Annotated in this window: 20 protein-coding genes, 5 tRNA genes and 1 pseudogene; 11 read left to right on the forward strand and 15 right to left on the reverse strand. The window is 36.5% G+C overall.

The features are described from left to right. Positions 1-118: 118 nt before the first annotated feature. The 5 genes and pseudogenes from FLS47_RS14580 to FLS47_RS14600 all read right to left on the reverse strand — a co-directional run bounded on the left by FLS47_RS14580 (position 119) and on the right by FLS47_RS14600 (position 5,413). Positions 119-2,221 carry a S9 family peptidase gene (locus FLS47_RS14580; RefSeq protein WP_223225312.1) on the reverse strand — a complete coding sequence of 701 codons (2,103 nt, stop codon included), beginning with the start codon at positions 2,219-2,221 and terminating at the stop codon, positions 119-121. 272 nt (positions 2,222-2,493) lie between these two features. Then, positions 2,494-3,966: pseudogene (gene creD / locus FLS47_RS19080) on the reverse strand (cell envelope integrity protein CreD). A gap of 2 nt (positions 3,967-3,968) precedes the next feature. Then, a complete protein-coding gene (locus tag FLS47_RS14590) occupies positions 3,969-4,445 on the reverse strand; it encodes a Coq4 family protein (protein WP_149915087.1) in 477 nt (158 codons plus the stop codon). Between the two features lie 51 nt (positions 4,446-4,496). Beyond that, positions 4,497-4,799: a winged helix-turn-helix domain-containing protein gene (locus FLS47_RS14595; RefSeq protein ID WP_149915088.1), complete on the reverse strand. Its 303-nt coding sequence runs from the start codon at positions 4,797-4,799 to the stop codon at positions 4,497-4,499. Beyond that, the gene (locus FLS47_RS14600; RefSeq protein ID WP_149915089.1) at positions 4,796-5,413 is read right to left on the reverse strand and encodes a hypothetical protein; all 618 of its coding nucleotides are present in this window, start codon (positions 5,411-5,413) and stop codon (positions 4,796-4,798) included. Before FLS47_RS14600 ends, FLS47_RS14595 begins: the two co-directional genes overlap by 4 nt. 197 nt (positions 5,414-5,610) lie before the next feature. Between FLS47_RS14600 and FLS47_RS14605 the strand changes: the two genes are divergently transcribed. The 3 genes from FLS47_RS14605 (at position 5,611) to FLS47_RS14615 (ending at position 7,718) form a co-directional block, all read left to right on the forward strand. Further along, positions 5,611-5,692 (forward strand) — tRNA-Leu (locus FLS47_RS14605). Positions 5,693-5,762: 70 nt separating this feature from the next. Next, on the forward strand, positions 5,763-7,094 hold the full coding sequence (locus FLS47_RS14610) for a trigger factor (RefSeq protein ID WP_149915090.1): 1,332 nt from the start codon (positions 5,763-5,765) through the stop codon (positions 7,092-7,094). 69 nt (positions 7,095-7,163) lie between these two features. After that, entirely contained in the window at positions 7,164-7,718 is a 555-nt protein-coding gene (locus FLS47_RS14615) for a GNAT family N-acetyltransferase (RefSeq protein WP_149915091.1), read from the forward strand. Between the two features lie 21 nt (positions 7,719-7,739). Here FLS47_RS14615 and FLS47_RS14620 read toward each other — a convergent pair whose 3' ends face one another. The 4 genes from FLS47_RS14620 to FLS47_RS14635 all read right to left on the reverse strand — a co-directional run bounded on the left by FLS47_RS14620 (position 7,740) and on the right by FLS47_RS14635 (position 12,962). Then, complete coding sequence (locus tag FLS47_RS14620; protein WP_223225314.1) at positions 7,740-9,110, reverse strand: DUF3943 domain-containing protein; 1,371 nt, start codon at positions 9,108-9,110, stop codon at positions 7,740-7,742. A 233-nt stretch (positions 9,111-9,343) separates the two neighbouring features. Continuing rightward, the gene (locus FLS47_RS14625; protein WP_149915093.1) at positions 9,344-10,054 is read right to left on the reverse strand and encodes a pirin family protein; all 711 of its coding nucleotides are present in this window, start codon (positions 10,052-10,054) and stop codon (positions 9,344-9,346) included. Between the two features lie 78 nt (positions 10,055-10,132). Next, complete coding sequence (locus FLS47_RS14630; protein WP_149915094.1) at positions 10,133-10,705, reverse strand: Crp/Fnr family transcriptional regulator; 573 nt, start codon at positions 10,703-10,705, stop codon at positions 10,133-10,135. A 109-nt stretch (positions 10,706-10,814) separates the two neighbouring features. Next, on the reverse strand, positions 10,815-12,962 hold the full coding sequence (locus tag FLS47_RS14635; protein ID WP_149915095.1) for a prolyl oligopeptidase family serine peptidase: 2,148 nt from the start codon (positions 12,960-12,962) through the stop codon (positions 10,815-10,817). Between the two features lie 93 nt (positions 12,963-13,055). Between FLS47_RS14635 and FLS47_RS14640 the strand changes: the two genes are divergently transcribed. The 8 genes from FLS47_RS14640 to FLS47_RS14675 all read left to right on the forward strand — a co-directional run bounded on the left by FLS47_RS14640 (position 13,056) and on the right by FLS47_RS14675 (position 16,425). Beyond that, positions 13,056-13,802, forward strand: coding sequence for a UDP-2,3-diacylglucosamine diphosphatase (locus FLS47_RS14640; RefSeq protein ID WP_149915132.1), 747 nt, complete (start codon positions 13,056-13,058; stop codon positions 13,800-13,802). Next, on the forward strand, positions 13,793-14,356 hold the full coding sequence (locus tag FLS47_RS14645) for a Crp/Fnr family transcriptional regulator (RefSeq protein WP_149915096.1): 564 nt from the start codon (positions 13,793-13,795) through the stop codon (positions 14,354-14,356). The genes FLS47_RS14640 and FLS47_RS14645 overlap by 10 nt, the downstream gene beginning before the upstream one ends. A gap of 70 nt (positions 14,357-14,426) precedes the next feature. Next, positions 14,427-14,756 (forward strand): DMT family transporter, encoded by a 330-nt coding sequence (locus tag FLS47_RS14650; RefSeq protein WP_149915097.1) that lies wholly within the window; start codon positions 14,427-14,429, stop codon positions 14,754-14,756. A gap of 78 nt (positions 14,757-14,834) precedes the next feature. Further along, positions 14,835-15,908 (forward strand): peptide chain release factor 1, encoded by a 1,074-nt coding sequence (prfA, locus tag FLS47_RS14655; protein WP_149915098.1) that lies wholly within the window; start codon positions 14,835-14,837, stop codon positions 15,906-15,908. Between the two features lie 73 nt (positions 15,909-15,981). Next, positions 15,982-16,055: transfer RNA gene (locus FLS47_RS14660), tRNA-Asp, on the forward strand. Positions 16,056-16,112: 57 nt separating this feature from the next. Continuing rightward, a tRNA-Asp gene (locus tag FLS47_RS14665) sits at positions 16,113-16,189 on the forward strand. A 51-nt stretch (positions 16,190-16,240) separates the two neighbouring features. After that, a tRNA-Asp gene (locus tag FLS47_RS14670) sits at positions 16,241-16,314 on the forward strand. A gap of 37 nt (positions 16,315-16,351) precedes the next feature. Further along, positions 16,352-16,425: transfer RNA gene (locus FLS47_RS14675), tRNA-Asp, on the forward strand. A gap of 195 nt (positions 16,426-16,620) precedes the next feature. Here the strand turns inward: FLS47_RS14675 and FLS47_RS14680 are convergent. The 6 genes from FLS47_RS14680 to FLS47_RS14705 form a co-directional block, all read right to left on the reverse strand. Continuing rightward, the gene (locus FLS47_RS14680) at positions 16,621-18,018 is read right to left on the reverse strand and encodes an MFS transporter (protein ID WP_149915099.1); all 1,398 of its coding nucleotides are present in this window, start codon (positions 18,016-18,018) and stop codon (positions 16,621-16,623) included. A 28-nt stretch (positions 18,019-18,046) separates the two neighbouring features. After that, positions 18,047-19,216 (reverse strand): glycoside hydrolase family 130 protein, encoded by a 1,170-nt coding sequence (locus FLS47_RS14685; RefSeq protein ID WP_149915100.1) that lies wholly within the window; start codon positions 19,214-19,216, stop codon positions 18,047-18,049. A gap of 90 nt (positions 19,217-19,306) precedes the next feature. Continuing rightward, the gene (locus FLS47_RS14690; protein ID WP_149915101.1) at positions 19,307-20,302 is read right to left on the reverse strand and encodes a glycoside hydrolase family 5 protein; all 996 of its coding nucleotides are present in this window, start codon (positions 20,300-20,302) and stop codon (positions 19,307-19,309) included. Positions 20,303-20,321: 19 nt separating this feature from the next. Then, positions 20,322-21,680 (reverse strand): glycosyl hydrolase, encoded by a 1,359-nt coding sequence (locus FLS47_RS14695; protein ID WP_149915102.1) that lies wholly within the window; start codon positions 21,678-21,680, stop codon positions 20,322-20,324. Between the two features lie 77 nt (positions 21,681-21,757). Then, positions 21,758-23,857: a glycan-binding surface protein gene (locus FLS47_RS14700; protein ID WP_149915103.1), complete on the reverse strand. Its 2,100-nt coding sequence runs from the start codon at positions 23,855-23,857 to the stop codon at positions 21,758-21,760. Positions 23,858-23,881: 24 nt separating this feature from the next. After that, positions 23,882-25,123, reverse strand: coding sequence for a glycan-binding surface protein (locus FLS47_RS14705; RefSeq protein ID WP_149915104.1), 1,242 nt, complete (start codon positions 25,121-25,123; stop codon positions 23,882-23,884). Positions 25,124-25,127 lie beyond the last annotated feature (4 nt).

Here is a 25,127-nt window from a genome sequence, read left to right on the forward strand (position 1 = left end):
ATCAACAATCACATACAACATTGGCATAAAATTGGTCGTTATAGTAGTAATTCATAATTTAGGTTAATAATTGGTTAGTTAAAAAGTCTGAAGTTCCCCGCTTCAGACTTTTTTTATGCTATAATGTTTCATTCAACCAGCCAAAGAACTCACGTTGCCATACTTGCGCATTGTGACCAGATAGCACCCAATGATTTTCTTCTGGCATAAAAACATACCTACTTTTGATTCCTTTCAATTGCGCCGCTTGAAAAGCTTCCTGTCCTTGTCCAATAGGCACGCGATAATCTTTTCCACCTTGTAAAATAAGGATAGGTGTATTCCATTTATCGACATGACGAATCGGGTTGAAGTCTTGGTATGTTTTCGCATTGGCTTTATCCCAATATGGACCACCTAAATCATAATTGGCAAAGAACAACTCTTCTGTCGTACCATACCACGATTCCATATTAAATAATCCACAGTGTGAAATAAAAGTTTTGAATCGGCCTTCGTGCACACCTGCTAACATAAAAACAGAATATCCACCATAGCTCGCACCTATAGCGCCAATACGGTCGTTATCTACATAGGGTTCTTTTTTGAAATCATCTATTGCCGAGATGTAATCTCGAATTGCTTGTCCACCCCAATCTTTTGAAATATCTTTATTCCATTTTGTACCCCATCCAGGCATACCACGACGATTAGGAAGAATAACGATATAGCCTTGCGAAGCCATCAATTGAAAATTCCAACGGAATGAATAACCTTGCGTTGTAGCCGATTGTGGCCCACCTTGGCAAAATAATAAAGTTGGATATTTTTTAGTAGGATCAAAATCTGGTGGATAGATCACCCAAGAAAATAAATCTTGACCATCCGATGCTTTGGTAACACGACTTTCTACTTTTGTATCTTGAAATTGTGCGTATTTCGCATCATTCACCGTAGTTATTGGCGTTAGGTTTTTTGTTTTAAAACTATACAAATATACTTCCGTTGCGCGTGTCATCTTGGTAGAAGTAACCACTAGCCCATCTTTTGTTTCACCGACTATACCCGAAACATCGAATTGCCCTTCACTAATTTGTTGGATTTTCGGTAAAGAACGTAAATTCAGATTTGTCGGAATGTCTACGGCGAATAATTGCACTGTTCCTCCTTTTGGGGCAACAAAATAAATCTTCTTACCGTCTTTACTCCATTTGTACGAGTTGACTGTTTCATCCCAATGCGCTGTAAGATTTAGCTTTACACCTGAATTAACATCCAGCATAATAATATCATTTTTGTCCGCTTCATACCCATCGGTCTTCATGCTTGTCCAAGCTAAACGCTTGCCATCACCACTGAACTCTGGATGATTATCATAGCCCAGCATGCCTTCCGTGAGATTTTTCGTCTCTTTTGTAGCCAATACATATTGGAAAATATCCGTATTCGTGCTTGTCACATACTCTTTCCCAAATTTCTTTTTACACACGTACAAAACTGATTTTCCGTCAGGTGTCCACACATAATCTTCAGCTCCGCCAAAAGGTACAGTAGGCGTATAAAAAGGCTGGCCTTCTAAAAGATCAATTGCTTCACCGATTTTACCATTATCATATGTCGCAACGAATGGATGATTGAAACGCCCATCGTTATCTTTGTCCCAATGACGATAATCTAAATTATCATAGATATAAATATTTGATTTGGGTAAATCAGCATATTTATCCACGCTGTGGTTTTTGTTAATAAGTACTTGCTTACTGTAGATAATATGTTTTTTGTCGGGAGAAATTTTTACATCCGACAATCCACCTTCTACATCTGTCAATTGAACTGCATTGGCACCGTTGATATTTTTCTTCCACAATTGACCTTTGAAAAGATAAATGACATCATTTTCAGCAGTAATTTCAATCACGGACTCACCCCCCGACTCCGTAGTGAAAGCTTGTGCTGTACCACCTTTTACAGGAATTGTAAATAAGTTTTTTTCTGATTTATTTTCTTCGAAAGAATAATTCGAAACACCATATACCAAGGTAGTACCGTCCGCAGTCAAACCTTCTGCTGAAACACGTCCCAATTTCCACAAATCCTCCGCATTCATAGGTCGTTTGGTCAAATAATCGTTTATTTTACTCGTCAAAACTGATTTCTCAATTCTTTTCTCTGGTGCACGTTGCCCCATTGCTGATGCACTCATAAGTAATAAAGCAGTTAAAATAGAAACTCTATTCATCATCAAATATTTTTTAAGGCAAGATAATAAAAAAGCCAAAGGGAATAAAACAGAAAAGGCTCAAGTAAAACTCAAGCTTCACACGGACTTTTTAAATTATTAGATATTTTTGATTAAAATCCGCGACGAATAGGGGAAATTAACAAAACGTAGAATAATGATATATTCCAAAAGACGATTCAAAATTCTCCCAAACAAACTTCATATTTTTTTCTTCAGAATAAGCATCAAGATGCATGTAACATACATCTTGATGCCTTCAAATCCTAGCTTTATCATTTGCGATCAAATTGATACCAGTTCACTTTTGTGGACACACGCATAAGTACAGCTAGAATTATAAATATTCCCACAGTTCCAACTATTAGCGAATAATCTCGCAATTGCATTAAGACGTATATAAACGTATAGAACAAACCCAAAATTCCAGCAAAAAGCAATGCTGTATTACGATTTTTGGTAATCATATAAATAAACGAAGCAATGAGCAGAATTGTCGCTAGTGCAGAAATTAAGTATGCTGGATTGAAACCAATATGTTCTGAAAAAGCCAATAATAAAGAATAGAATAACACCATAGCAGCGCCAATCAAAATATATTGGATGAGGTGAATACGTTGCTTCTTAATAATCTCTGTAAAGAATAAGGATGCAAATGTCAATATGATTACCAAAATGCCATATTTGGCCACACGCGTAGTTTTTTGGTAATTGTTTACTTCTGGTAAGAAATTAACCTGTATCATGTCCATATCCGTAGATACTAAATTGGAGTTGGCTCCAGCAGCAGGATTCAATTCAGGCAAATTATCTATAGTTTATTCGGATAAAGCTAAATCTTGAAAACTATAAATCTGGGACTGTCCAATCCATTGTTGCGGCAACTTACGTGCGAAACTCGGGATATTCCATTCTGCCGTAAAGCTTGAATCTTGCACATCGCGATCGTCAGGTAGAAAACCTCCATTGAAACTTGGATTACCCCATTTTCCTGTGACATTAAGTTTCGTTTGATTTGCCAAAGGCAAATAATTAAAAGATTTCGAACCTTTTAATTCGTACGCGATATGAAATGATGATATAGAATTTTCGTCAGTCAATTTTAAATCCGCAACCAAATTATTTGGAAAGAGTGTAAACAACTTTCCATTCATTTTAAGTGGAATTGATACACCAGCAAAATTCAATTTTGGTGCTATCGAGACACCTTTAACATCCTCTATACCCAAAACGATTTTGGCTTGTGACCAATTGACAGCATCTTTAGGAACATTTAAACTTTCCAAATCAATTTTCGAAAAGCCACCTCGCATATCCAATTTTGAGGTATAGACTACAGACTGAAAAATTCCTCTTTTGAGGTATTCTGGATTAACATCTACTTTTACGTGAGTCTGTTCTGGTAAAAGGAAAATCCAATCTTCTACAATGGTGTGGGTTACTATTTCCTTTCCTAACGCATTTTTCTCTATAGATTCTTCACTGTATTTATAAGGAACAGCCAAAATAGGTGTAGACACAACTTGAGATTTCCCCCACTTCGCAGATATATCTGTTGAAACTTGTGACTCCCTTATTTTTCGTTCGCGAATTAAGTCATTGACTAAGTTCAGCGGAATTAACATAAGTAGTGTAAGAAATAATATTACACCCAATTTCAGGACAATTGAATTCACAATACGGTCATATAATGTTGGAGAATTTCGATTATGTTCTTCCAGAGTGGGGTTTTGATTATTAGTTTCCATGATTATATAGTTTGAAATTTTGACTTTAAATAAAGTGAATGCTGAAGTTCGACTAATGGTTTGGCTAAATAGTCTTTGAATTCTATATGATGAAATTTACTTAGTGATTTCCCTTTTTGATAACTGAACATGTAATATCGAATAAATTCGGGATAGATAACTGTACCAATGCCAATCATCGCATACATATAGAGACTTCGTTTTCCGTTTCCCATAAGTAAATATTGCATAGCTATTTCGCCCTGAATGTCCGTATTCGTTTCAGTAATCACGTGAAAGACATCGTGATTTTCCAGCTTTGGCATGACATCAAACCCGTTTGATAAATAGAAATTTCCCAGTGCGTAGCCTAAAGTATTCGTCGGATATGCCAGGAAATCCGATACACTTAGTCCCCAAGCTTTTTTATTACGTTTGAATAGCTTAGTATATAGATCGGACGAACCATTATAAAGAAATAACATAAATCGTAATCTCATAATTTACAACTTAAAAGTACTTTGTATCTCAAAGTTCGTGGGTAAAAAAATTTATTTGTACTGTTGTTTTATTAAATTTTCGAACGCTGCGAGATGATTCTCAAAAGCTTTCTGACCTTTATCTGTCTTACGGTATTTTGTATTGGGTTTTCGATCTACAAATGATTTTTCTACCGTAATATATCCCTCCTTCTCCAAACTTTTGAGGTTTGAAGCCAAGTTTCCATCCGTTACTTCCAAAAGTTCCTTCAACGAATTGAAATCATAATGTTCGTTTGCGACCAAGATACTCATGATCTGCAAACGTACACGATTTTCTAATACTTTGTCATATAGAGATAAATCTAAATTCACTTCTCGTAGCGTTGATGAACGATTAAACCGTAAATAATGTGTAAAATACCGAAGCCGACAGCCCAAAAGTAAATGCCGTATCCGGGAAGGCACAAAGCTAACAATCCTAAAATAATATCCAAAATGCCCAACCAACGCAATTCTTTGAATGTAAAACTTGAAGCTGCACTTAATGCCAATCCATAAAAAATCAACATCGTAGACGCAATCATACCATAGTCCCCTTTATAAATAAAAATCAGCGAAAGTAAACCACCAGTTAGTAATGGTACTGCCATAGCCTTGAATAAGGCTTTGCTTGTTGGATTCCAAACAGATTGTCCGGATTTCTTCGCTTTTTGTCTAGCCATATAATAGCCCGTTCCTATGGATACAACCAATACAGATAAGGCTATAACTACTAACGTTGGAATGTTTCCATTATTGACATAATGATCGCGGTAACCAAATCCACTATCGAATCCGTATACCAATACATAAGCTACAAAAGCTCCTACTAACGCATAACTTCCGATTAAAACACCCGAAAGCCCACTTATTGACATGAACTTTGATGATTTCTCCATCAAGGAGCGTATCTGTCCAATTTGATTTATTAAGTCTTTCTGATTCATAAAAGTACTTTGATATACAAAGTTATATATATTATCCAGACTTGCAAATTATTTTTATTTAAAAGGACAAAAATTAATGGTCTTGCTTTTAGTCATTTAGAATATTCATCCGAAAATAAATACATTTTTTTCCGAACAACACTTGACAAGTATGCAAAATGATTCTATCTTTGTGACACAATAAAAAAATCCTAACTGCGGAAGTGGCGTAATTGGTAGCCGCACCAGACTTAGGATCTGGCGCCGCGAGGCGTGGGGGTTCGAGTCCCTTCTTCCGCACTTGATATCCTCCCGAACAAAATGCATCGGGAGGATTTTTTTTATAATGCGAAAATAACGCTTAACAAGTATGAATATTTCACATCAGAAAATCGACGACATCAACGCTAAAATTACCGTTGATTTAGCACCAGAAGATTATAATCCGGCAGTTGACAAAGCGATTAAAGATCAAGCTAAAAAAGCAAAATTACCAGGATTCCGTCCAGGGTTGGTACCTGTAGGTCACATCAGACGTACTTATGGTAAATCAATTCTACTTGACGAGATCAATCGCGTAGTAAACGACAAAATTTCAGCATATATCACAGAACAAAAATTGGAAGTATTGGGTCAACCCCTTCCAGTAGAAGGTGATGATGCCAATTACAACTGGGATTTCAAAGATACATTCAGTTTCAATTATGAAATTGGTTTGGCTCCAGAATTCGAAGTTCCTTTCACGGCAGAAACTGAATTTACAGAGTACGACATCAAAGCTGATGAAGTGACTTTAGCAGAGCGTATCAAAAACTTACGTCGTAGCTATGGCAAAATGACGAACCCAGAAGTATCTGAAGCAGGTGACGTATTATACGCTACATTGAAACAAGATAGAGAAGAAGGTATCGAGCAAACTACTTCAGTTCGTACAGATATTATCGAAGATGAAGCTATTAAAGCATCATTAGTAGGTCTTAAAAAAGACGACGTTGTAAAAATTGATGTTAAAAAAGCATTTAACTCTGCTGATTTAGCACGTATTTTGGCTATCACTGAAGAACAAGTTGCAGAATTGGACGTAACTGATTTCGAATTGACAGTTAAAAATATCAACCGTCTTGAAGAGTCTGATTTGAACCAAGAGTTTTTCGATAAATTATTCGCTGCTGATGAAGTAACTACTGAAGAGCAATTCAACGCGAAAGTAAAAGAAGAAGTTGAAAACTTATTCAAACAAAACTCAGCTCAAAAATTACGTAACGATATGTATACTTTCGGTATGGATAAAGTTGACGTAAAATTCCCAGAAGAGTTTTTGAAAAGATGGTTAAAAGCTACAAATCCTAACTTATCTGCTGAAGAAATCGAAGAAGGTTTTGCTGACTTCGTAAGCAACTTGAAATGGACTATCATCGAAAACCGTATCGTTACAGCTAACAATTTGGAAGTTAAATACGATGAGGTAGTTGATTTAGCGAAAGAGCGTATCTACGGTCAAATCAAAATGTACAACATCAACGAAGAACCTACTGATGAGCAATTAGGTCAATTTGCACTTCAATTGTTGTCAGACAGAGAGCAAGCTAATCGTTTATTCGAAGAAGTAAAAGCTTTGAAAGTATTCGATCACTTGAAATCAACTGTGAAAATGAACACAGAAGCTATCGATTACGATAAATTCCAAGAATTAGAAAAATAATATTTTTATTGATTTTTTGAATGTAAAAGGTTAGCAAATTATTTTGCTAACCTTTTTTATTAATAAGCCATGATCATACGTCCAGCACTTAAATCTGAAGCAGATAAAATCGCAAAATTGATGAATCTTGCTATGCTTGAGATTACCTATCAATTTATAGGTGAAGAAAATATAGAGAGGGCAAATGCTTTCTTAGCGCACTTTGTATCTCAAGAGAATAACCAATATTCGTATCAAAATATTTTTGTAGCAGAAGAAAATAATGAAATTCTAGGACAAATTTCCATATATGATGGAGCTAAATTACAAGAATTGCGTCAACCTATTTGGGATAAAATCAAAGCTGATCGAGATGTAGATTACTGGGCGGAGAATGAAACGCAAGCAGGAGAAATGTATATCGACACTCTTGCAGTAAGCCCCAGTACGCAAGGAAAAGGAATTGGTAAACAATTAATACAATATGCAATTGATGAGGTTGTCGTCAAACAGAAGAAAGTTTTGGGACTTTTGGTGGATAAAGAAAATCCAGCTGCCAAACTCTTATACGAAAGAATTGGCTTTAAAACAGTTAAGGATGTTCGCATTTTTGGTAAAGTGATGGAGCACATGCAATATGCATAATGCTCCATGTAATTATAATTCCTAAAATTGAATATTATAACCTACAGATATTCTTCCAAATGGAAACTCCCGCTGAAAATCTGGGTATTTATCTTCTTTAAAATGTCCTTCTAAAGCAAAATAACCAGAAGCGACATTTAATGAAAAGCGACTGAATAATCTTAAACTTGCTTCTAGTGTAGTGGTATGCAATATATAATATGATTCATTGCCACTTATGGTATGAAAATAACCACCGTTATAATCACCTGTTACCATCAAACGATTCAACAAACTTAATTCCCCACGAAAACGATAAGATGCTCCTGAACCGTAGTTGTAATTTCGACTGTCGCCATACAGTAAATAAGGGTCAGGCACCGCAGCAAGTACGACTGCTCCTGCCCCCACACTTAGGTTCAACCGATTATTTTTCTTATATCTAAATTGTGAGTTCCAGTTATACACTAAACTTTGGGCACCGTAGAAAAACGCATCATTATTGTAGAAGTCATAATGCGCATTCAATGTACCAAAATGTTCCCCTCTCCTCGACTTGAAAAACTGTGCTCCACTTAATAAGGCATGTACATTGACTGCATTAATAAACGTACTATCCCCACTCCCTACTTCCAAATTCACATGAAACTCATCAAAGGGCCTTTTGTAATTGTGGTCACCATTGCTGTAATGAAACCTTAATCTACTATATATTGAATTTTTACCCTTTTCTAGAAAATCACCTTCTCTAGCGTCGAAGCGACGAAATCCCATATCAAATTCAGCACTGATATGTGAAGAATCTACAGTATAATAATCATCAATTTTCTTACCCCATTTCCCATCCAATAACCTATTCAAACTATTCACAGGATTAACCAGCAATGCAACAATCTCATTTCCTATCATATTATGCCCATGTTTGCTGCGGGACAATATATTACGCGAGACGCGATGTGTCATTTCTCCCAAAATCACACCGCCAAAAGTCGTGTTTACCAAATCATTTATCGAAGGATGCTGTGTTTCCCCTGCTGTCTCCCAGATGTAACTACCTACAACAGTAGCGATGCTGGATTGGTAAAAATTATATCCATTGCTACGGAAAGCATTAAAATATAATTGACCGTGCCACGGGTGGTCAATTTGGTTGGTGGTGAATTGATTATCATCCCAATCCCAAGCACTAATACGCTGATGATCTAAAAAGTTCTGAAAAGAAATATACGAATACGGATCACGTGTGATAAAACGGTTAAATGTCGCCGGAAATGCTTGTGCTAAAAACCATTCTGTACCTGCACGCCAAAAATGCTTTTTGCGTGTTGGAATTAATTCTTGAACTGTCATATCAGACTTTGAAAGATTAATCGGCTTCCAAAAATTACGTGGATAATTTTCAGCTGAATCCAAAGTTATAATTAAGGAATCTTGCTTTGAGAAAGAAATATCCTCAGCCTTTGAATAAGAGCAGCATAAAAGAACTAAAAATAAAACTTGAAAACATTTTATCATTCAACAAAAATATGAAATTTAAAAAGAGAATAAATTTCAGTTAGTATAATTGGACAGTTTTATTACAAACAATGTTATAAACAAATAGCCTAGTCAAAAGCTAGGCTATTACTTCTATCTTTAATAACTAATTACACCATTGGCACTTCCATGATCAATACGGAAGCATTTTCTTTCGCTGTCAATGTAATAGAAGACACATCTGTAATGCCAATAGCATCTCTTCTCTCCAAAGTTTCGTTAGCTACTTCCAATTGTCCTTCCAATAAGAAAATATAGACACCTGTTCCTTCTCCTTTCAATGCATATTCAACAGCGTTTCCAGCATCCAAATCTGCTAAATGAAACCACGCATCTTGGTGAATCCAAGTACCTTCGCCATCGGGATTGGGTGAGATAACTTGTTGCAATTTATTTTTACGATCAGCCGGATCAATTTTGATTTGATCGTATCGTGGCGTTACGTTTTCTTTATTTGGGAATAACCAAATTTGTAAAAATTTAACAGGATCAACTTCACTTCCATTGAATTCACTATGTGTTACACCAGTTCCTGCGCTCATCACCTGAATTTCGTTGGGCTGAATTGTTCCTTCATTACCCATACTATCGCTATGTGCCAAGGTACCTTCTAATGGAATAGATATAATTTCCATATTGCTGTGCGGATGACGACCAAAACCATTTCCTCCTGCAACAAAATCATCGTTCAATACGCGCAATGCCCCAAAATGCATACGCTGTGGATTGTTGTATCCTGCAAAACTAAATGTGTGGTAGCTTTTCAACCAACCGTGATCTGCATATCCTCTGCTATCTGCTTTATGAATTATCGTTCTCATTTTATTTTCCTTTCTAATTTGATACTACAAAGTTACCATCCTGCTACGCAGAAATTCTTAACCTACATTAAGAAAATATTAGTTACGCTCTGCACGAAGCTTACTCAAAAATTCAGGAGTAATACCAATATAAGAAGCGATGGATTTCTGTGGTATAGTATGAATCAGTGTAGGATACAAATCACAGAATTTTTCATAACGTAATTTGGCTGTAAGACTAAGGTAATTTATTGTTCGTTGATTACTCGCAGCCAACGCATTTTCACTCAAAATACGAAAATAACGTTCGAGCTTTGGAATTCTATCAAAAATAGAAACTTGACAAGTACGACTAAGCAATAACACCTTACTCTCCAATAAAGCGTCAATATTCAATTCACTGGGTTTATTTTTCACCAAAGAATACATATCCGAAATCCACCAATTCTCAGGCGCAAATTGCACGATATGTTCAAAACCGTCACGGTCAACTGTGTACGAACGTAAACATCCTTCCACTACAAAAGCAGAATACGACGCCACTTCACCAGCTTGATGCAGAAATTTTTTACGTGGAACATCCTTTTCTTTGACCAGCTCGCGAACGATTTCTACCTCTTCTTCTGTAAGGGGAACAATACTTTGGATATGCTGTATTAATTTTTCAACCATAAAAAAGGACGACTAATTGTCGTCCTTACTAAAATACTATTTAATTTCGGTATAGCCAATCTACATTGCAAGTAGCGGCTTTATTAAGTATTCTCTGTATAAGTTAACACTATTTAATTTCAGAATATCCTACTCCCATATTTTGAAACATAAACGCCCAACGGTCTGCATTTTCTTCAATTTGCATGGCTGTTGATTTACCTGCACCATGTCCTGCTTTGGTATCAATACGAATTAATACTGGATTACTTCCTTTGTGGTACTCTTGAAGACGAGCTGCAAATTTAAACGAATGCGCTGGAACCACACGGTCGTCGTGATCTGCGGTCGTGACCATCGTCGCAGGATACGAAGTATTTGGTTTTAATGCATGATAAGGTGAATACTTGTACAAATATTCAAACATCTCTTTGCTATCATCTGCTGTGCCGTAATCAAAAGCCCAACCCGCACCAGCTGTAAACTTATGGTAACGCAACATATCCAATACACCCACAGCAGGAAATGCAACTTTAAACAACTCTGGTCGCTGTGTCATACATGCACCAACCAAAAGTCCACCATTCGAACCACCAGCGATTGCTAATTTTTCGGAAGAAGTATATTTTTCATTGATTAAATATTCTGCTGCCGCAATGAAATCGTCAAAGACATTTTGTTTTTTCAATTTTGTACCTGCTAAATGCCAGTTTTCGCCGTACTCGCCACCTCCGCGGAGATTCGCTACGGCGTATACACCACCTTGCTCTAACAAAATTGTATGCGCTAAACTGAAAGACGGTGTCAGACTGATATTAAATCCGCCATAAGCATATAATAATGTTGGATTTGTTCCATCTAGTTTTACACCTTTTTTGTGTGTAATAATCATCGGAACTTTTGTACCATCTTTTGACGTATAAAATATTTGCTTGGACTCATATTGCGAAGGATCGAATTTCGCACCCGATTCTTTGTAGATTTCTGATTTTCCCGAAGCAATATCATATTTGTAAATTGTGCTTGGATGTATGTACGAAGTAAACGAATAATACAAATCTTTATCTTCTTTCTTTGCACCAAAACCTGAAGCAGTCCCTACACCTGGTAATTCAATATCACGCTCTAGTTTACCATTACGATCAAATTGTTTCACTAATGAAGTCGCATCTTTCAAGTAAGAAGCGAATATTTTACCGCCACCTATCGATGGGCTCAATACATTATCTGTTTCAGGAATTAAATCTGTCCAATTTTCAGGAGTTGGATTAGCAAAATCAACCGTAACAATACGACCATTTGGCGCGTTTAATTCGGTATAAATAAACAATTTGCTACCGTCATTGTCCATGACATAATGATTCTTATCCATATTATTCACGACAGCAACAAATTTTGAATCAGGGATACTTAAATCTTTCACCCATAATTCATTACCTGAAGTCGTATTTGCTGCACTTACTATTAAGAATTTCTCATCTTCAGTCAGTCCTGCACCAATATAACGACGTTTCATACTTTCGCCACCAAAGATCAATTCGTCCTCTGTTTGTGGCGTATTTAATTTATGGAAATACAATTTGTGCACATCCGTCATCGCGGACAAAGCAGAACCATCCTTCGGTTTTTCGTATGAGCTGTAATAAAAACCTTCGTTGCCTCTCCATGCGAGACCAGAGAATTTGACATCAATTAATGTATCACCCACTACAGACTTATCATCTGCTTTCAACACCACAACCTTACGCCAATCCGAACCACCCTCTGAAAGTTGATACGCCACTAATGAACCATCCTTACTAAAAGAAATACCAGCTAAAGAGGTCGATCCATCTGTTGAAAATTTATTTGGATCTAAGAATACCTCTTCCTTGCCATTATCGCCTTTTTTACGGTATAATACCGATTGATTTTGAAGTCCATCATTTTTGTACCAATAAATATACTCTCCCTCTTGATACGGAGCAGAGTATTTCTCGTAATTCCATAAAGTTTCCAAACGAGATTTGATGGTATCACGAAAAGGTATTTGAGATAAATAATCTTGTGTTACTTCATTTTGAGCTGTAACCCAAGCTTTTGTTTTATCGGACAAATCATCCTCCAACCAACGATAAGGGTCTTCCACTTCTACACCAAAATAAGTGTCCTTTTGATCAACTTTCTCTGTCTGTGGATACGGTTTTAACGTAATATCTTTCACTGCTTCGATTTTATTTTGTGATTGACAGCCGACTATAGCTGTCGCCAACAAGATTAAACTTAAATTTCTTATCATAATTTATCATCTATATAAACAAAACTACTAAATATTATGAGTTTGCGCCAAGAGGGTTGTAATCAACGTGCTATTTCGGTATTTTTACCGCTTATGCAAACAAGAAACAAAATATATTTTGCTTCCGATTTTCACTTAGGTGCTTTTCCTTTAGAAAAATCCGCTGAACGCGAAAAAGTTATTGTGCAATGGCTAGATGCTATTAAGCATGATGCGATCGAACTATATTTAGTTGGTGATATTTTTGATTTCTGGTTTGAATATGCAACCGTAATTCCCAAAGGCTATATTCGATTCTTAGGAAAATTGGCAGAATTGGCTGATCTAGGAATCAAAATTACTTTTTTCAAAGGCAATCACGACATGTGGATGTTTGGGTATTTGAAAAAAGAGCTGAATGCACGGATTATTGATAATGAATTAGTATTGAATCTTGATGGCAAGTCATTTTATATCCATCACGGCGACGGATTAGGTCCTGGCGATGCGAAATATAAATTTTTAAAGAAGATTTTCAGAAGTTCTCTTTGTCAATGGCTATTTGCAAGGCTACATCCTAATCTAGGAATAGGTATTGCGACCCGTTGGTCAAAACATAGCCGTGTTTCTAGCAATGCACCCGAAACTTTTTTGGGAGAAGATAAAGAATGGCTAATTCAGTACAGCAGAGAATTATTGAATTCGCAAAATTATGATTTTATGATTTATGGACATCGCCATGTCCCTTATGATATTATCGTAAATGACAATACTCAAATCGTGAATTTGGGAGAATGGATAAATCATCGTACGTACGCTGTGTATGATGGAGATAAATTAACTTTGCAACAATGGAACTAAGCAAAGGTATTGCGTCTATTTATCCTTTGGCCGTTGTGGAGATGGATAAAATCATTGGAATAGCAGAGAAAGTCTCCCTCGCAAAGAATGATATACTTATTCAGCAACAACAAATTAACAAATACATATACTTCCTTGAAGAAGGAATCTGTCGAATCTTTTACCCAAAAGAAGAAAAAGAAGTTGTATTAGACTTTTGCTTTCCAGGTGATATCATATTACCACTCAACAGTTACATACACTCCTTGCCTACTTACGAAATTGTAGACACCTTATCGGATTGTTCTATTAACCGTATTTCTATACCAAAGCTCCAAGAATTGTATACCACTTCGCTACCTATTGCGAATTGGGGAAGAAAATTAGCGGAATTAGAAACACTTAAAATCGAAGAAAGACTCATGCAAAGTCTTTTTAAATCAGCAGCCGAGCGCTATGCTGATTTACTTCGTAAAGCTCCCAAACTATTGCATCACATCAAATTGGGCTATATCGCCTCTTACCTTGGCGTTACTCAAGTTACGTTGTCCCGAATTCGAGCAGATATCAAATAGTTTTTTATCATTTGTAAAAAGTTATTCCTCCTAAAATCCTGACCTTTGTGTTACAACAAAAGGAAAAAACATGAATTGGATATTTTTAATTTTAGGTGGTTTATTTGAAATTGGTTTTACCACATGTCTAGGAAAAGCTAAAGACGCTACAGGCAACGAAAGTTTAGCTTGGTATGGTGGATTTGTGGTTTGTCTATTCGCATCAATGGGTTTATTGATTAAAGCAACTCAAACTCTGCCACTCGGAACAGCTTATGCTGTTTGGACAGGGATTGGTGCTGTAGGTACCGTATTGATGGGAATATTTTTTTTCAAAGAACCCGCTGACTTTTGGCGTATATTCTTCATTTTTACTTTAATCGCATCTATTGTAGGGCTTAAAGCAGTTTCAAGTCATTAAGAAATCCTGCTCAATTAATATAAATTTTCAGTAATTTTGCCTTTCCAAAAGGTAAATAAGCCTGTGGAATTTAGAATTATGTTAGAAAAATTACAAGCTATTAAGGAAAGATGGGAAGAAGTGGAAGCTGAATTAAGCAATCCAGAAACCATCTCAGATATGAAACGTTTTGCAAAATTGAACAAGGAATACAAAGATTTGGGCAAAATTGTAGATCAATATCATATTTATAGAAATATTGTTAGCAATATGGAAGCTAACAAAGAGATTCTTTTGAATGAAAAGGATCAAGAATTGCGTGAAATGGCAAAAGAAGAGCAGGATATGCTGTATGCGCAAAAAGAGGAAAAAGAAGAAGAAATTCGTCTAATGTTGATCCCTAAAGATCCTGAAGACGCTAAAAACGCTATTATTGAGATTCGTGGTGGTACTGGAGGTGATGAAGCAGCTATTTTTGCAGGAGATTTATACCGTATGTATACCCGTTATTTTGAGAAAAAAGGATGGCGTAATGAAGTAATGGATGTGACTGAAGGTACTTCTGGAGGTTATAAAGAGGTAATCTTGAAAGTCATTGGTGAAGATGTTTACGGACAATTGAAATATGAATCTGGTGTACACCGTGTGCAACGTGTCCCTGACACCGAAACGCAGGGTCGTGTACACACATCTGCTGCATCTGTAGCGGTATTACCTGAAGCAGAAGAAGTCGATGTAGAGTTGAATCCTGGAGATATCGAATTACAAACGTCACGTTCTGGTGGTGCTGGTGGTCAAAACGTAAATAAAGTAGAAACAAAAGTTCAATTAACACACAAACCAACAGGTATTGTTGTCGTTTGTCAAGTAGAACGTTCGCAATTGGCGAACCGCGAATTAGCTATGGAGATGCTTCGTAATAAACTTTACGAGATCGAATTGAATAAAAAGAATGGAGATATTGCTGCTAAACGTAAGACTTTGGTATCTTCTGGAGACCGTTCGGCAAAAGTTCGTACATATAATTACCCACAAGGTCGCGTAACTGAACATAGAATTGGTTTAACGATGTATAATCTTACAGCTATTATGGACGGTGATATTCAGGACATTATCGATGCATTGCAGTTTGCAGAGAATGCAGAGAAGATGAAAGATGGTGCTGTAGACTAATTTTTTTGCAAAAAAAGTTTGTTTTTACGCAAAACAGCCCTATATTTGCACACCTTCTCAGATGAAGGGTTTAGGTCTGGTAGTTCAGCTGGTTAGAATACATGCCTGTCACGCATGGGGTCGCGGGTTCGAGTCCCGTCCAGACCGCAACAAGAAGAAAGAAAAAGTTCTTTCAACGTTCTGAAAAATATTGAAAATAATTTTGGTCTGGTAGTTCAGCTGGTTAGAATACATGCCTGTCACGCATGGGGTCGCGGGTTCGAGTCCCGTCCAGACCGCCAAATTATTTCGAAGATTTCAATCGTTCTTTAAAAGCATTAAAAAAGATTTTAGGTCTGGTAGTTCAGCTGGTTAGAATACATGCCTGTCACGCATGGGGTCGCGGGTTCGAGTCCCGTCCAGACCGCTAAAATTCTTTTTAAATACAACAACTAAAAATCTTAGGTCTGGTAGTTCAGCTGGTTAGAATACATGCCTGTCACGCATGGGGTCGCGGGTTCGAGTCCCGTCCAGACCGCTTAAGATATTTCAAAAAGGTTATTCATTTATTTGAATAACCTTTTTTTGTTTATGATAAAATACATACTTAGTATTCTTTATCTTTTAATTAGAATTTTGCTGTAAAGCTGACGCTATTATTGTTGAATCTATTTTTTAACAATAGTTTATATACTAAAGTTGATAATTAATCATGCGCTAAATAATTATTAAACTATATCTGATTTCTTTTGAGACTAAGGCTTTCTGATATATTAATTACACGAGCTTCATCTAATGGATAAAAAAACACAAAAATTGCAGATAATAATGCCCCAATGGCTGGAAAAAAACTTAAAAACATACGTATGCCGTTTAACGTATCATCTGACTGTATAGTGTTGGCTTGAAATCCAAAATAGCCCAATAGCCATCCTGTCAAAGCCGATCCGAATGCCCAGCCTAATTTTTGACTCATAGAAGAAGAGCTAAATATCAAACCTGTTGTACGTCTTCCTGTTTTATATTCCGAATAATCTACACAATCTGCATACATAGACCATAATAATGGAAATACAATACCAGCACAACAACTAATTAGAATCTGTAGCGTGAATATTTCAAAAACACCGTCTCTTGGTATCCAGTAGAAAAATATACTTCCAATGAATGCGATAAGCATACTTCCAATAAAAGTATTTTTCTTTCCTATACGATTACTTAATGGCGCTGCTATAATGACACCTACTAAATTGGCTAACTGTCCAATCGAGAAGTACAAACCACTTAATACAAATGGAATTTGAAAAATCTTAATATGATCAAACAGATCTTCTTCTACGTAATATTTGAAATAATATAGCGCTGCTCCATCCCGAACAGAATTAAAAACTAAAGTAAAAACACCAGCTCCCAGTAAAATCCACCATGGCTTGTTTCGAAGCAAGTTTTTAACATCTTCCTTTAAAGAGCTGTGGTCATCTGAAATAGCAACAACGCGTTCTTTTGTCCACAAAAAACAGAGAAAAAACAAAATTACAGCACTCACAGCTACAACACTTGCGGCCATTACCCAGCCATATTGCTGATTGGATGATTCAATATCATTATCGCTAAAATAGCTCACTAGCGGATTGAAAAATAGTAAAGTCACAAAACTCCCAAGATAAGCAAATGTCATTCTATAGGTAGCCAGAACACTTCTAGTTTTCGGTGATGAGCTCATGACTCCTAACAAAGATGCATAAGGCACATTGATTACCGAATACACCATCATCATCAAAGAATAAGTAGCATAGGCATAAATAATTTTCCCTGAATCATTAAATGAAGGAGTATAAAACGTGAAAACACCAATAACTCCAAAGGGCACTGCGACATACAATAAGTAAGGTCGAAACTTACCCCATCTGGACTTCGTTCTATCTGCTATCGCACCTATAATTGGATCAAAGAGAGAATCCCAGACTCTTGTAATTAAAAACATGGTACCCACTACTTGTGCCTCTAAACCAAAGACATCAGTATAGAAAAACATGAGGTACATGCCGAACAGCTTCCAAAACATAGAAGATGCGGCATCACCAAAACCATAACCTATCTTCTCTTTTAGGGTTACCTTTTCAGAAATCATTTAATAACAGTTTTTGTAGGTCAGAAAGCTATTGCTCCAGATTGTTGGATATCAATTGGCTTAATTGCTGTATAGATGTAGCTGATCTGTAACCATCGGGCGGAGTATTTAGACAGTAATCTAATAGGCGATCGACAGAAGATACGGCTACATGCATACGTGTATCACTAGATGCATAGTAAATATAAACTTTACCATCGTCATCTGCAATCCATCCGTTAGAAAAAAGCACATTTGCCACATCTCCTATTCGTTCATCGTCTTGTGGAGCCATAAAATACCCTCCTGGTTCGGCTATCAATACCGTTGGGTTTGTTAAATCTGTTAAATAAAGATATAAAACATAGCGTAAGCCTGCTGCACAAGCACGCACCCCATGCGCTAAGTGCAACCAACCTTTTTCAGTTTTCAAGGGAGCTGGGCCTTCCCCATTCTTTAATTCTTTGATCGTATGGTAGAAGCGATGATTTATAATAATTTCATGTTCAATAGAGACATCGTACAAAGAATCTACCAAAGTCCAACCAATCCCACCACCACTACCTGCATCTATAAAACTATCTTGTGGTCTTGTGTAGAGTGCATATTTACCTTCGACAAATTCTGGGTGCAACACTACATTTCGTTGTTGACTTCTAGATTTAATATCAGGTAGCCTTTCCCAGTCTATTAAATCCTTTGTTCGAACAATTCCCGCAGACGCCACTGCAGAGGAAAAATCTTCAGGTGATGCAGTTGTATCTTTTCTTTCTGCACAAAATATGCCATATACCCAACCGTCATCATGTGCAGTTATTCGCATATCGTATATATTGGTCTCCGGATTATCCGCCTCTGGGAAAGTAATAGGATAATTCCAAAACTTAAAACTATCTACTCCATTATCACTTTCGGCGATTGCAAAAAACGATTTGCGATCATTCCCTTCTACGCGTACGACAACTAGATATTTTTTATTCCACTTTATTGCCCCAGCATTGAATGTTCCATTTATACCGAATCTTTCCATTAAATAAGGGTTTTGATTTTCATCTAAATCATATCTCCAAAATAACGGTGTGTGTTCTGCTGTAAGAATGGGATATTTGTACCGTTCAAAAACCCCGTTCCCTGGAAAAACTGGTTCATTTTTCCTATTTAATAGAAGTTCATGATTTCTGGTTAAAACCTCAAATCTTTTCTGAAATAACTCATTCATGTTAATTTTCTAAAGTTTATCCGTGTTCAAGGACATACCAAAGCTTGATCGTATGTAAATACAATTACCTAATCTTTGAAATAAAATCAATTATTTGCTACTTCTTAAAGTTTCTCTAATAAGTTTACCCCACGGTTTTAAATCGCTTTCAATCCATTTACTCATTGGAGAGCTTGTATTAGTAATCATAGAGCAGGTTTCATTTTTATCGGCCAATGACCATCCAACCCAGCTTATACTATTTTTATTCATCCATGATTGCCATACATTCCATTCCTCCATATCTAACGGACCATCACCAGTAGCTTCCATTCCGGCGCATTCAGAAACGAAAATTGGGATTTGCTTATTTAGCGCATAATCTGCTCTATCGCGTAAAAACTGTTTATGTGTAGCCGCATAAAAATGCACCGTATACATGATGTTTGTGTGTCCCATAATAGGATTATCGGCTACAATATGAATATCTTGGCACCAGTGTGGGCTTCCAACCAATATAATTGCTGTCCGATCAATACCTCGAATAGCATTGATTAATTTTTCAGAGTAAGCTTTGACATCTTCCCAACTGTCCTTCTCGGGCTCATTGTATATTTCATAGAGCAGATTTGGTATTCCTTTATATTTTGTAGCTACTATTTTAAAAAAATCAATAGCTTCATCCGTATAAATATGATGACTATGCCAATCCACAATTACATACATACCATTTTGTATCGCGGCATCAATAACCGTATACAATTTCTCATATGCAAATGCTGAATTTTTTAAAAATGCTCCATCAGGTTCTACGCCGATTGCTGCGCGAACCAAGTTGCAATTCCAATCTTTGTTAAGCCAAGAAATAGTTTCTGAATTATAAAATCTAGGCCACCAGTTGTGCCAACCCAAGCTCACTCCGCGCAACATGATTGGATCTCCTTGTTGGTTTACGAGTTGAGTTCCTTTAACTGATAGATGTCCATTTTTATCTACGAAGTTTTTAGCAAGTACAACTGCCTGGTCATCATCCAAATCTTTAGCACAAGATATCTGTGCAAGTAATATAATGGACAACATTAAGGTAATAAATCGAATAATTTTCATAATTTGGATGGGTATTATATTATTTTAAATTTGGCATTTGGTCTCGTGTCAATACATATTCATTACTCCATAGTCTGTTCCAATACTCAATGTTTGCATGCATATGTGATTTTTCGTTAAAACTATTGGATCGAGCATCCACAGTTCGATCATAATCATACCAAGGCATTATCCATGACCATGTAGATCCACTCTCCCATTGTGGTGTGAAATCTGAGAGCGTACCAAACTCACTTAATGCTATAATTTTATTCGGATATTTTGCGTTGATATAATTATAAATTGTTGACACTGAAGAAGAAGTTGGTCTATTGTATAAATCACATCCAATGATATCTACATAAGCATCACCAGGATACCAATCCTCGTCATTTGTCTCTGATGTCCAAACCCAAATAAGATTATTTAATCCTCTAGATTTAAAATAATTAAACATCATTATCCATAATTTCTTATAAGAACTTGCATCTTTTGCTCCCCACCAAAACCATTTACCCGCCGCTTCGTGCAAAGGTCTCCAGAGCACTGGGATATTTTTATCTTTTAACAATAGCAATACATTTGCTGCCTTTTCTAAATCTGCAGAAACTATTTTGTGTTCATATGTACCTTCAATCACTGCTTTGGAAATATCGAATTGTGTATCCTTTGTATAAAAATGATGATTTGAACTACCTTCGTTTGCAGGCACATTCCAATGCCACATCAAAGTCACTAAGCCATTAGCATTCCACCAGTCTTCGATTACTTTGGTATCATTGTAATTTATCCATGAAGCTGGAGAAGCGTACAAATGAATAAGGTCAAAACCATTCAACGCAGGATATTTACCTGTATGTTTATATACCCATTCTGCTTCATTCGTATTCCAACTAACATTTGCCATAGTGCCAGAGATGGATTTTTTACCAAAATTTTCTCTTAGAAAACCATATACATTCTTTGCTTGCGCAGATGCATTGGTTGTAACTAAATCAGTTTGAATATATTGTTGTGGTTCGGAAATCGTATTAAAAGTAATAGTCATAGCCTCTGCATATATTCCTGTTGGACCTTTGATAGCAGTACTCAAAATTTGCAATACATATGTGGTAGTATGCATCAATTGCACATTTATTTTTAGTTCTTTGAATGCAGCATCTACATCAGTTAACTTCATTCCATTTAATAAAACCGCATCTTTATCAGCTAGAATAATATTCTGATCGAAGGTCAATTTTATAGTCTGTAAACCATACGTAACATCTTGCGCACCATTAACAATGGAAGAAGAGACCAATAATGGAATAATGCCATTTTCTCTGACTGGCTCGGAATTGGCACATCCAGATAATGAAAACTGACTTAAATAAATTAAAAGAATGAGAATAAATCGCATGCGCTAAAATTATTACCCTATTGTGCTATTGTAAAAAATGTGGAGTGAATCAGATCTTCATCACTCCACAAAAAATATTATTTTATCTTCTCAAAACGAATATTATCAATACACATGTTTACAAAACCTGCATCTCCAGCTGTAGCTAATCCAAAGTCATTCGTAATGTTTTGTACATTCGGTAACCGATTCGTACCGGTCCCCTCACCATCTCTGAATTCTGTCAAAGGAATCGTAACCGTATACCAACCTCCTTTGTTTTCAAACCCGGGAATTATAGCCCAAAAATCACCATCTGATCCATTTAATCTAAATTTGAATCGTTGGGTAGTATTTCCTAATACATTTACATCCATTTTGATTGCCCATTCTGAAACTGTAACACCTGCTACTTTCATATCATTTTGACTATTTCGCCAAAAGAAATCCGCCCATCCACTTGGTAAATTCTGGTTGATTCGGAAATAGCTTCCACTCATAGAAAGGCTCGATTGGTTTTCTATACTACCATAACTTCCCCACCACGAGTTTTTACCATCAAAATCAAAAAATACATAGGAAGGATCTACTACTGGATCAGTACCTGATATTACAAATGAAGGTGATGTTACTTCTGTACCATCAAAAGTCACCAATTTCAATGTTACATTTCCTTTAGCAGCATTGGCTGGTACATATACTTGTATTAAAGTTTCGCTTCGTGAAACATATTGAGTAGCTTTTACATTATTTTGAAAGTAAACGCTTTCTACTAAATGTAACTTCGTTCCTTCAATTCGGAGCATTTCACCCGGCTTCACAGGACTTGTTATTCGTGTAATCACTGGAATATTAGGCGAAGTAACGATCAAACTCGAAGCCGATGTTACCTCTGCACCATTCGAAGTAATTAATTTTATAACTCCAGATTCTGCAGCAACAGGTACATTTATGCGAATAGTAGTGGATGAGTTTGCGACAATATTTGCCACAGTTTGATTTCCTCCAAATATTACACTACGAACTAGATCCAGATTCGTTCCTGTAATGGTAATAGTCGCACCTGCCATTAACGTGGTAGGGCTAAAAGAACTTAAAGTAGGCAATACCATATTCACATTAGTCGTTACCGTCTTACCCGAATTCGTATTCAGTACTACATCTCCCGATTTCGCATCCATCGGTACAGTAACAATAATAGATGTAGCAGATTGTACAGTGATCGTACCTTCTTTATCCCCTTCAAAAATAATAGTGGTAACTAAATCTAAGTTTGAACCGTCAATTTTCAAGCTCGATCCGTTTTTAACTGGATTTGATGAAATTTGTGAAATAGTTGGTCCTATTAATTTCAATTCAGCGGATTCCACTTCGATGCCAGAAAAAGTAACTAACTTGACTAAGCCCTCTTTCACCATTTCGGGAACTTTCAACTTTATCTCAGTATTTGCTGGATTTACGGTAAATGCAGTAACCTTCAAGTCCTCTTGAAAAATAATACTTTCGACCAATTGAAAGTTCGTGCCTTTAATAGTTAATTCTTGCTCAGGTTTTATTGGGTTTGGAGCTATTGAAATTAAAGTAGGAAGTGTTACATTCAATTCTGCTTCCGAAAAAACTACAATTGGAATTTCCATTCCATTAGAAACACTTATTTTACCACTTTTAGCTTCCTTAGGTACGACAACTTCGATTTTGGCACGTGTACGACTCTTGAAGTCCGCTGCACTTACAACCGCATCTTGTGTAAAAATCACTTCATTTATAAGATTCAAATAATCTCCTTCAATGACCAAAACATCTCCTGCTTTTACGGTAGTCGGGCTAATTTTACTAATACTGATGGGTTCTGAAAAGGTCAAAGGTGTCTTCGTACTTATTTCGCCATCAGCATGTTTTAAAGATATAAGACCTGGCTGAGCGTTTTGAGGTATTTGAATACGTATTTCTTCTTTACCTAAGCGCTGAATTTCTGTAATTTCTAAACCTCCTGTAAGCACTACAGCAGTAACCTTATCTAAATTATTTCCAATAAATCGTATTTCTCCTCCTCTAAGTACTGGCGATGGTCCAAAAACCTCCAATTGGACGGTATCAACATTTACTTCATCCTTTTCGCAGGCAATAAACAGTAGCGTAAAAAGTGTAAGCAAAGCTAAAATGCTGTTTGAAAGACCGTATTTTATAGTATGTAACATAATCTTATTTATTTAATAAAATCCCTATTGTGGAACTACACGGACATTGTCTATTAATATTACTGGGTCACAGGCTGTACCAACATACGGTAAACCTCTATTACCTAAGTATATATTGAGATTATTGTATGCTTCCGGTAGATCACTCAATGCTGTGGCAGCACCATTATATTTAAATTCTGAAATGGGTATTGACACAGTTACCCATCCACTCGTCTGATACTCGCCTGTATTTCTCCAGGGCATCCAAATACCTCTTGGCTTTGCGTCTTCATAAAGAGGGCCATTTGTCGTGCCCGCTCCCGCAAATATCAGAGATAGTCCGACAGCACTCCATTTGACTGGAACATTTGCCTCAAACTTCAATACTGATGCAGCAGGATCTGAAGTGAATAAATTACCAGTATGTCCATTTTCATTGCCCCAATAATGACTTAATGCTTCACCTTCACTACCCACCGTCCATTCACCTGGATCACTAAACGAGCCTGAAAGTTTTAAATATTTCCCAGACAAAGAATAAGTCGGATCTTCCTCCAATCTTCCTGCCCTCCCCCAACTATTTACTATAGGAAAATCTGCATCATAATTTGTAATCATGCCCCGCGTATCTCTGAAATGAAATGTTGATCGTGTTGATCCATATCTTGACTCTACAGCTACTGGACCTTCTGTAGCCCCAGCAGGAACTACAACTTTTATTTCATTTGGCGAATGCGATACAATTTGTGTTGCTTTAATATTCGGTGTAAAGATGACCTTAGGATTATCTGATCCAGCCAATGGTAGAAAATAATTTCCACGTATTGTCGCCACATCTCCAGCTTTGACATATTCACATTCCATTTCTACTACAGCGGGAGCTGGTACCAAAATATTAAATCCAAAGCCGATTGTATCTGTTTTCGACTTATTGATGAAATATATTTTATCTGTGACCGCTTCGGGAATCTGTTGGGGGACAGAAACTATAATTACATTATCAGTAACGAAACTGGTGTTCAGAATGCCTTTTTGATCATTAAACCATATTTCGGATACGGATGTAAGATTCTCCCCAACGATAGCAATACTATTACCTAAAAAGGCACTCGTCAATAATGAATCACTAACGTTTACATCGGGCAATCGAACATAACGAATTGTTGGGCTCCCATCTGTTAGTTGGAATTTCTGATCTTCCTTTTTACAGGATTCCATTGTGATCAAACTAAATAGACCTAGTATACAAATCAGCCCATTTAATATGTTATATTTTGTTCTCATTTAT

Origin of the sequence: Sphingobacterium cavernae, from assembly GCF_008520265.1 — a bacterium.
Classification (GTDB): Bacteria; Bacteroidota; Bacteroidia; order Sphingobacteriales; family Sphingobacteriaceae; genus Sphingobacterium; species Sphingobacterium cavernae.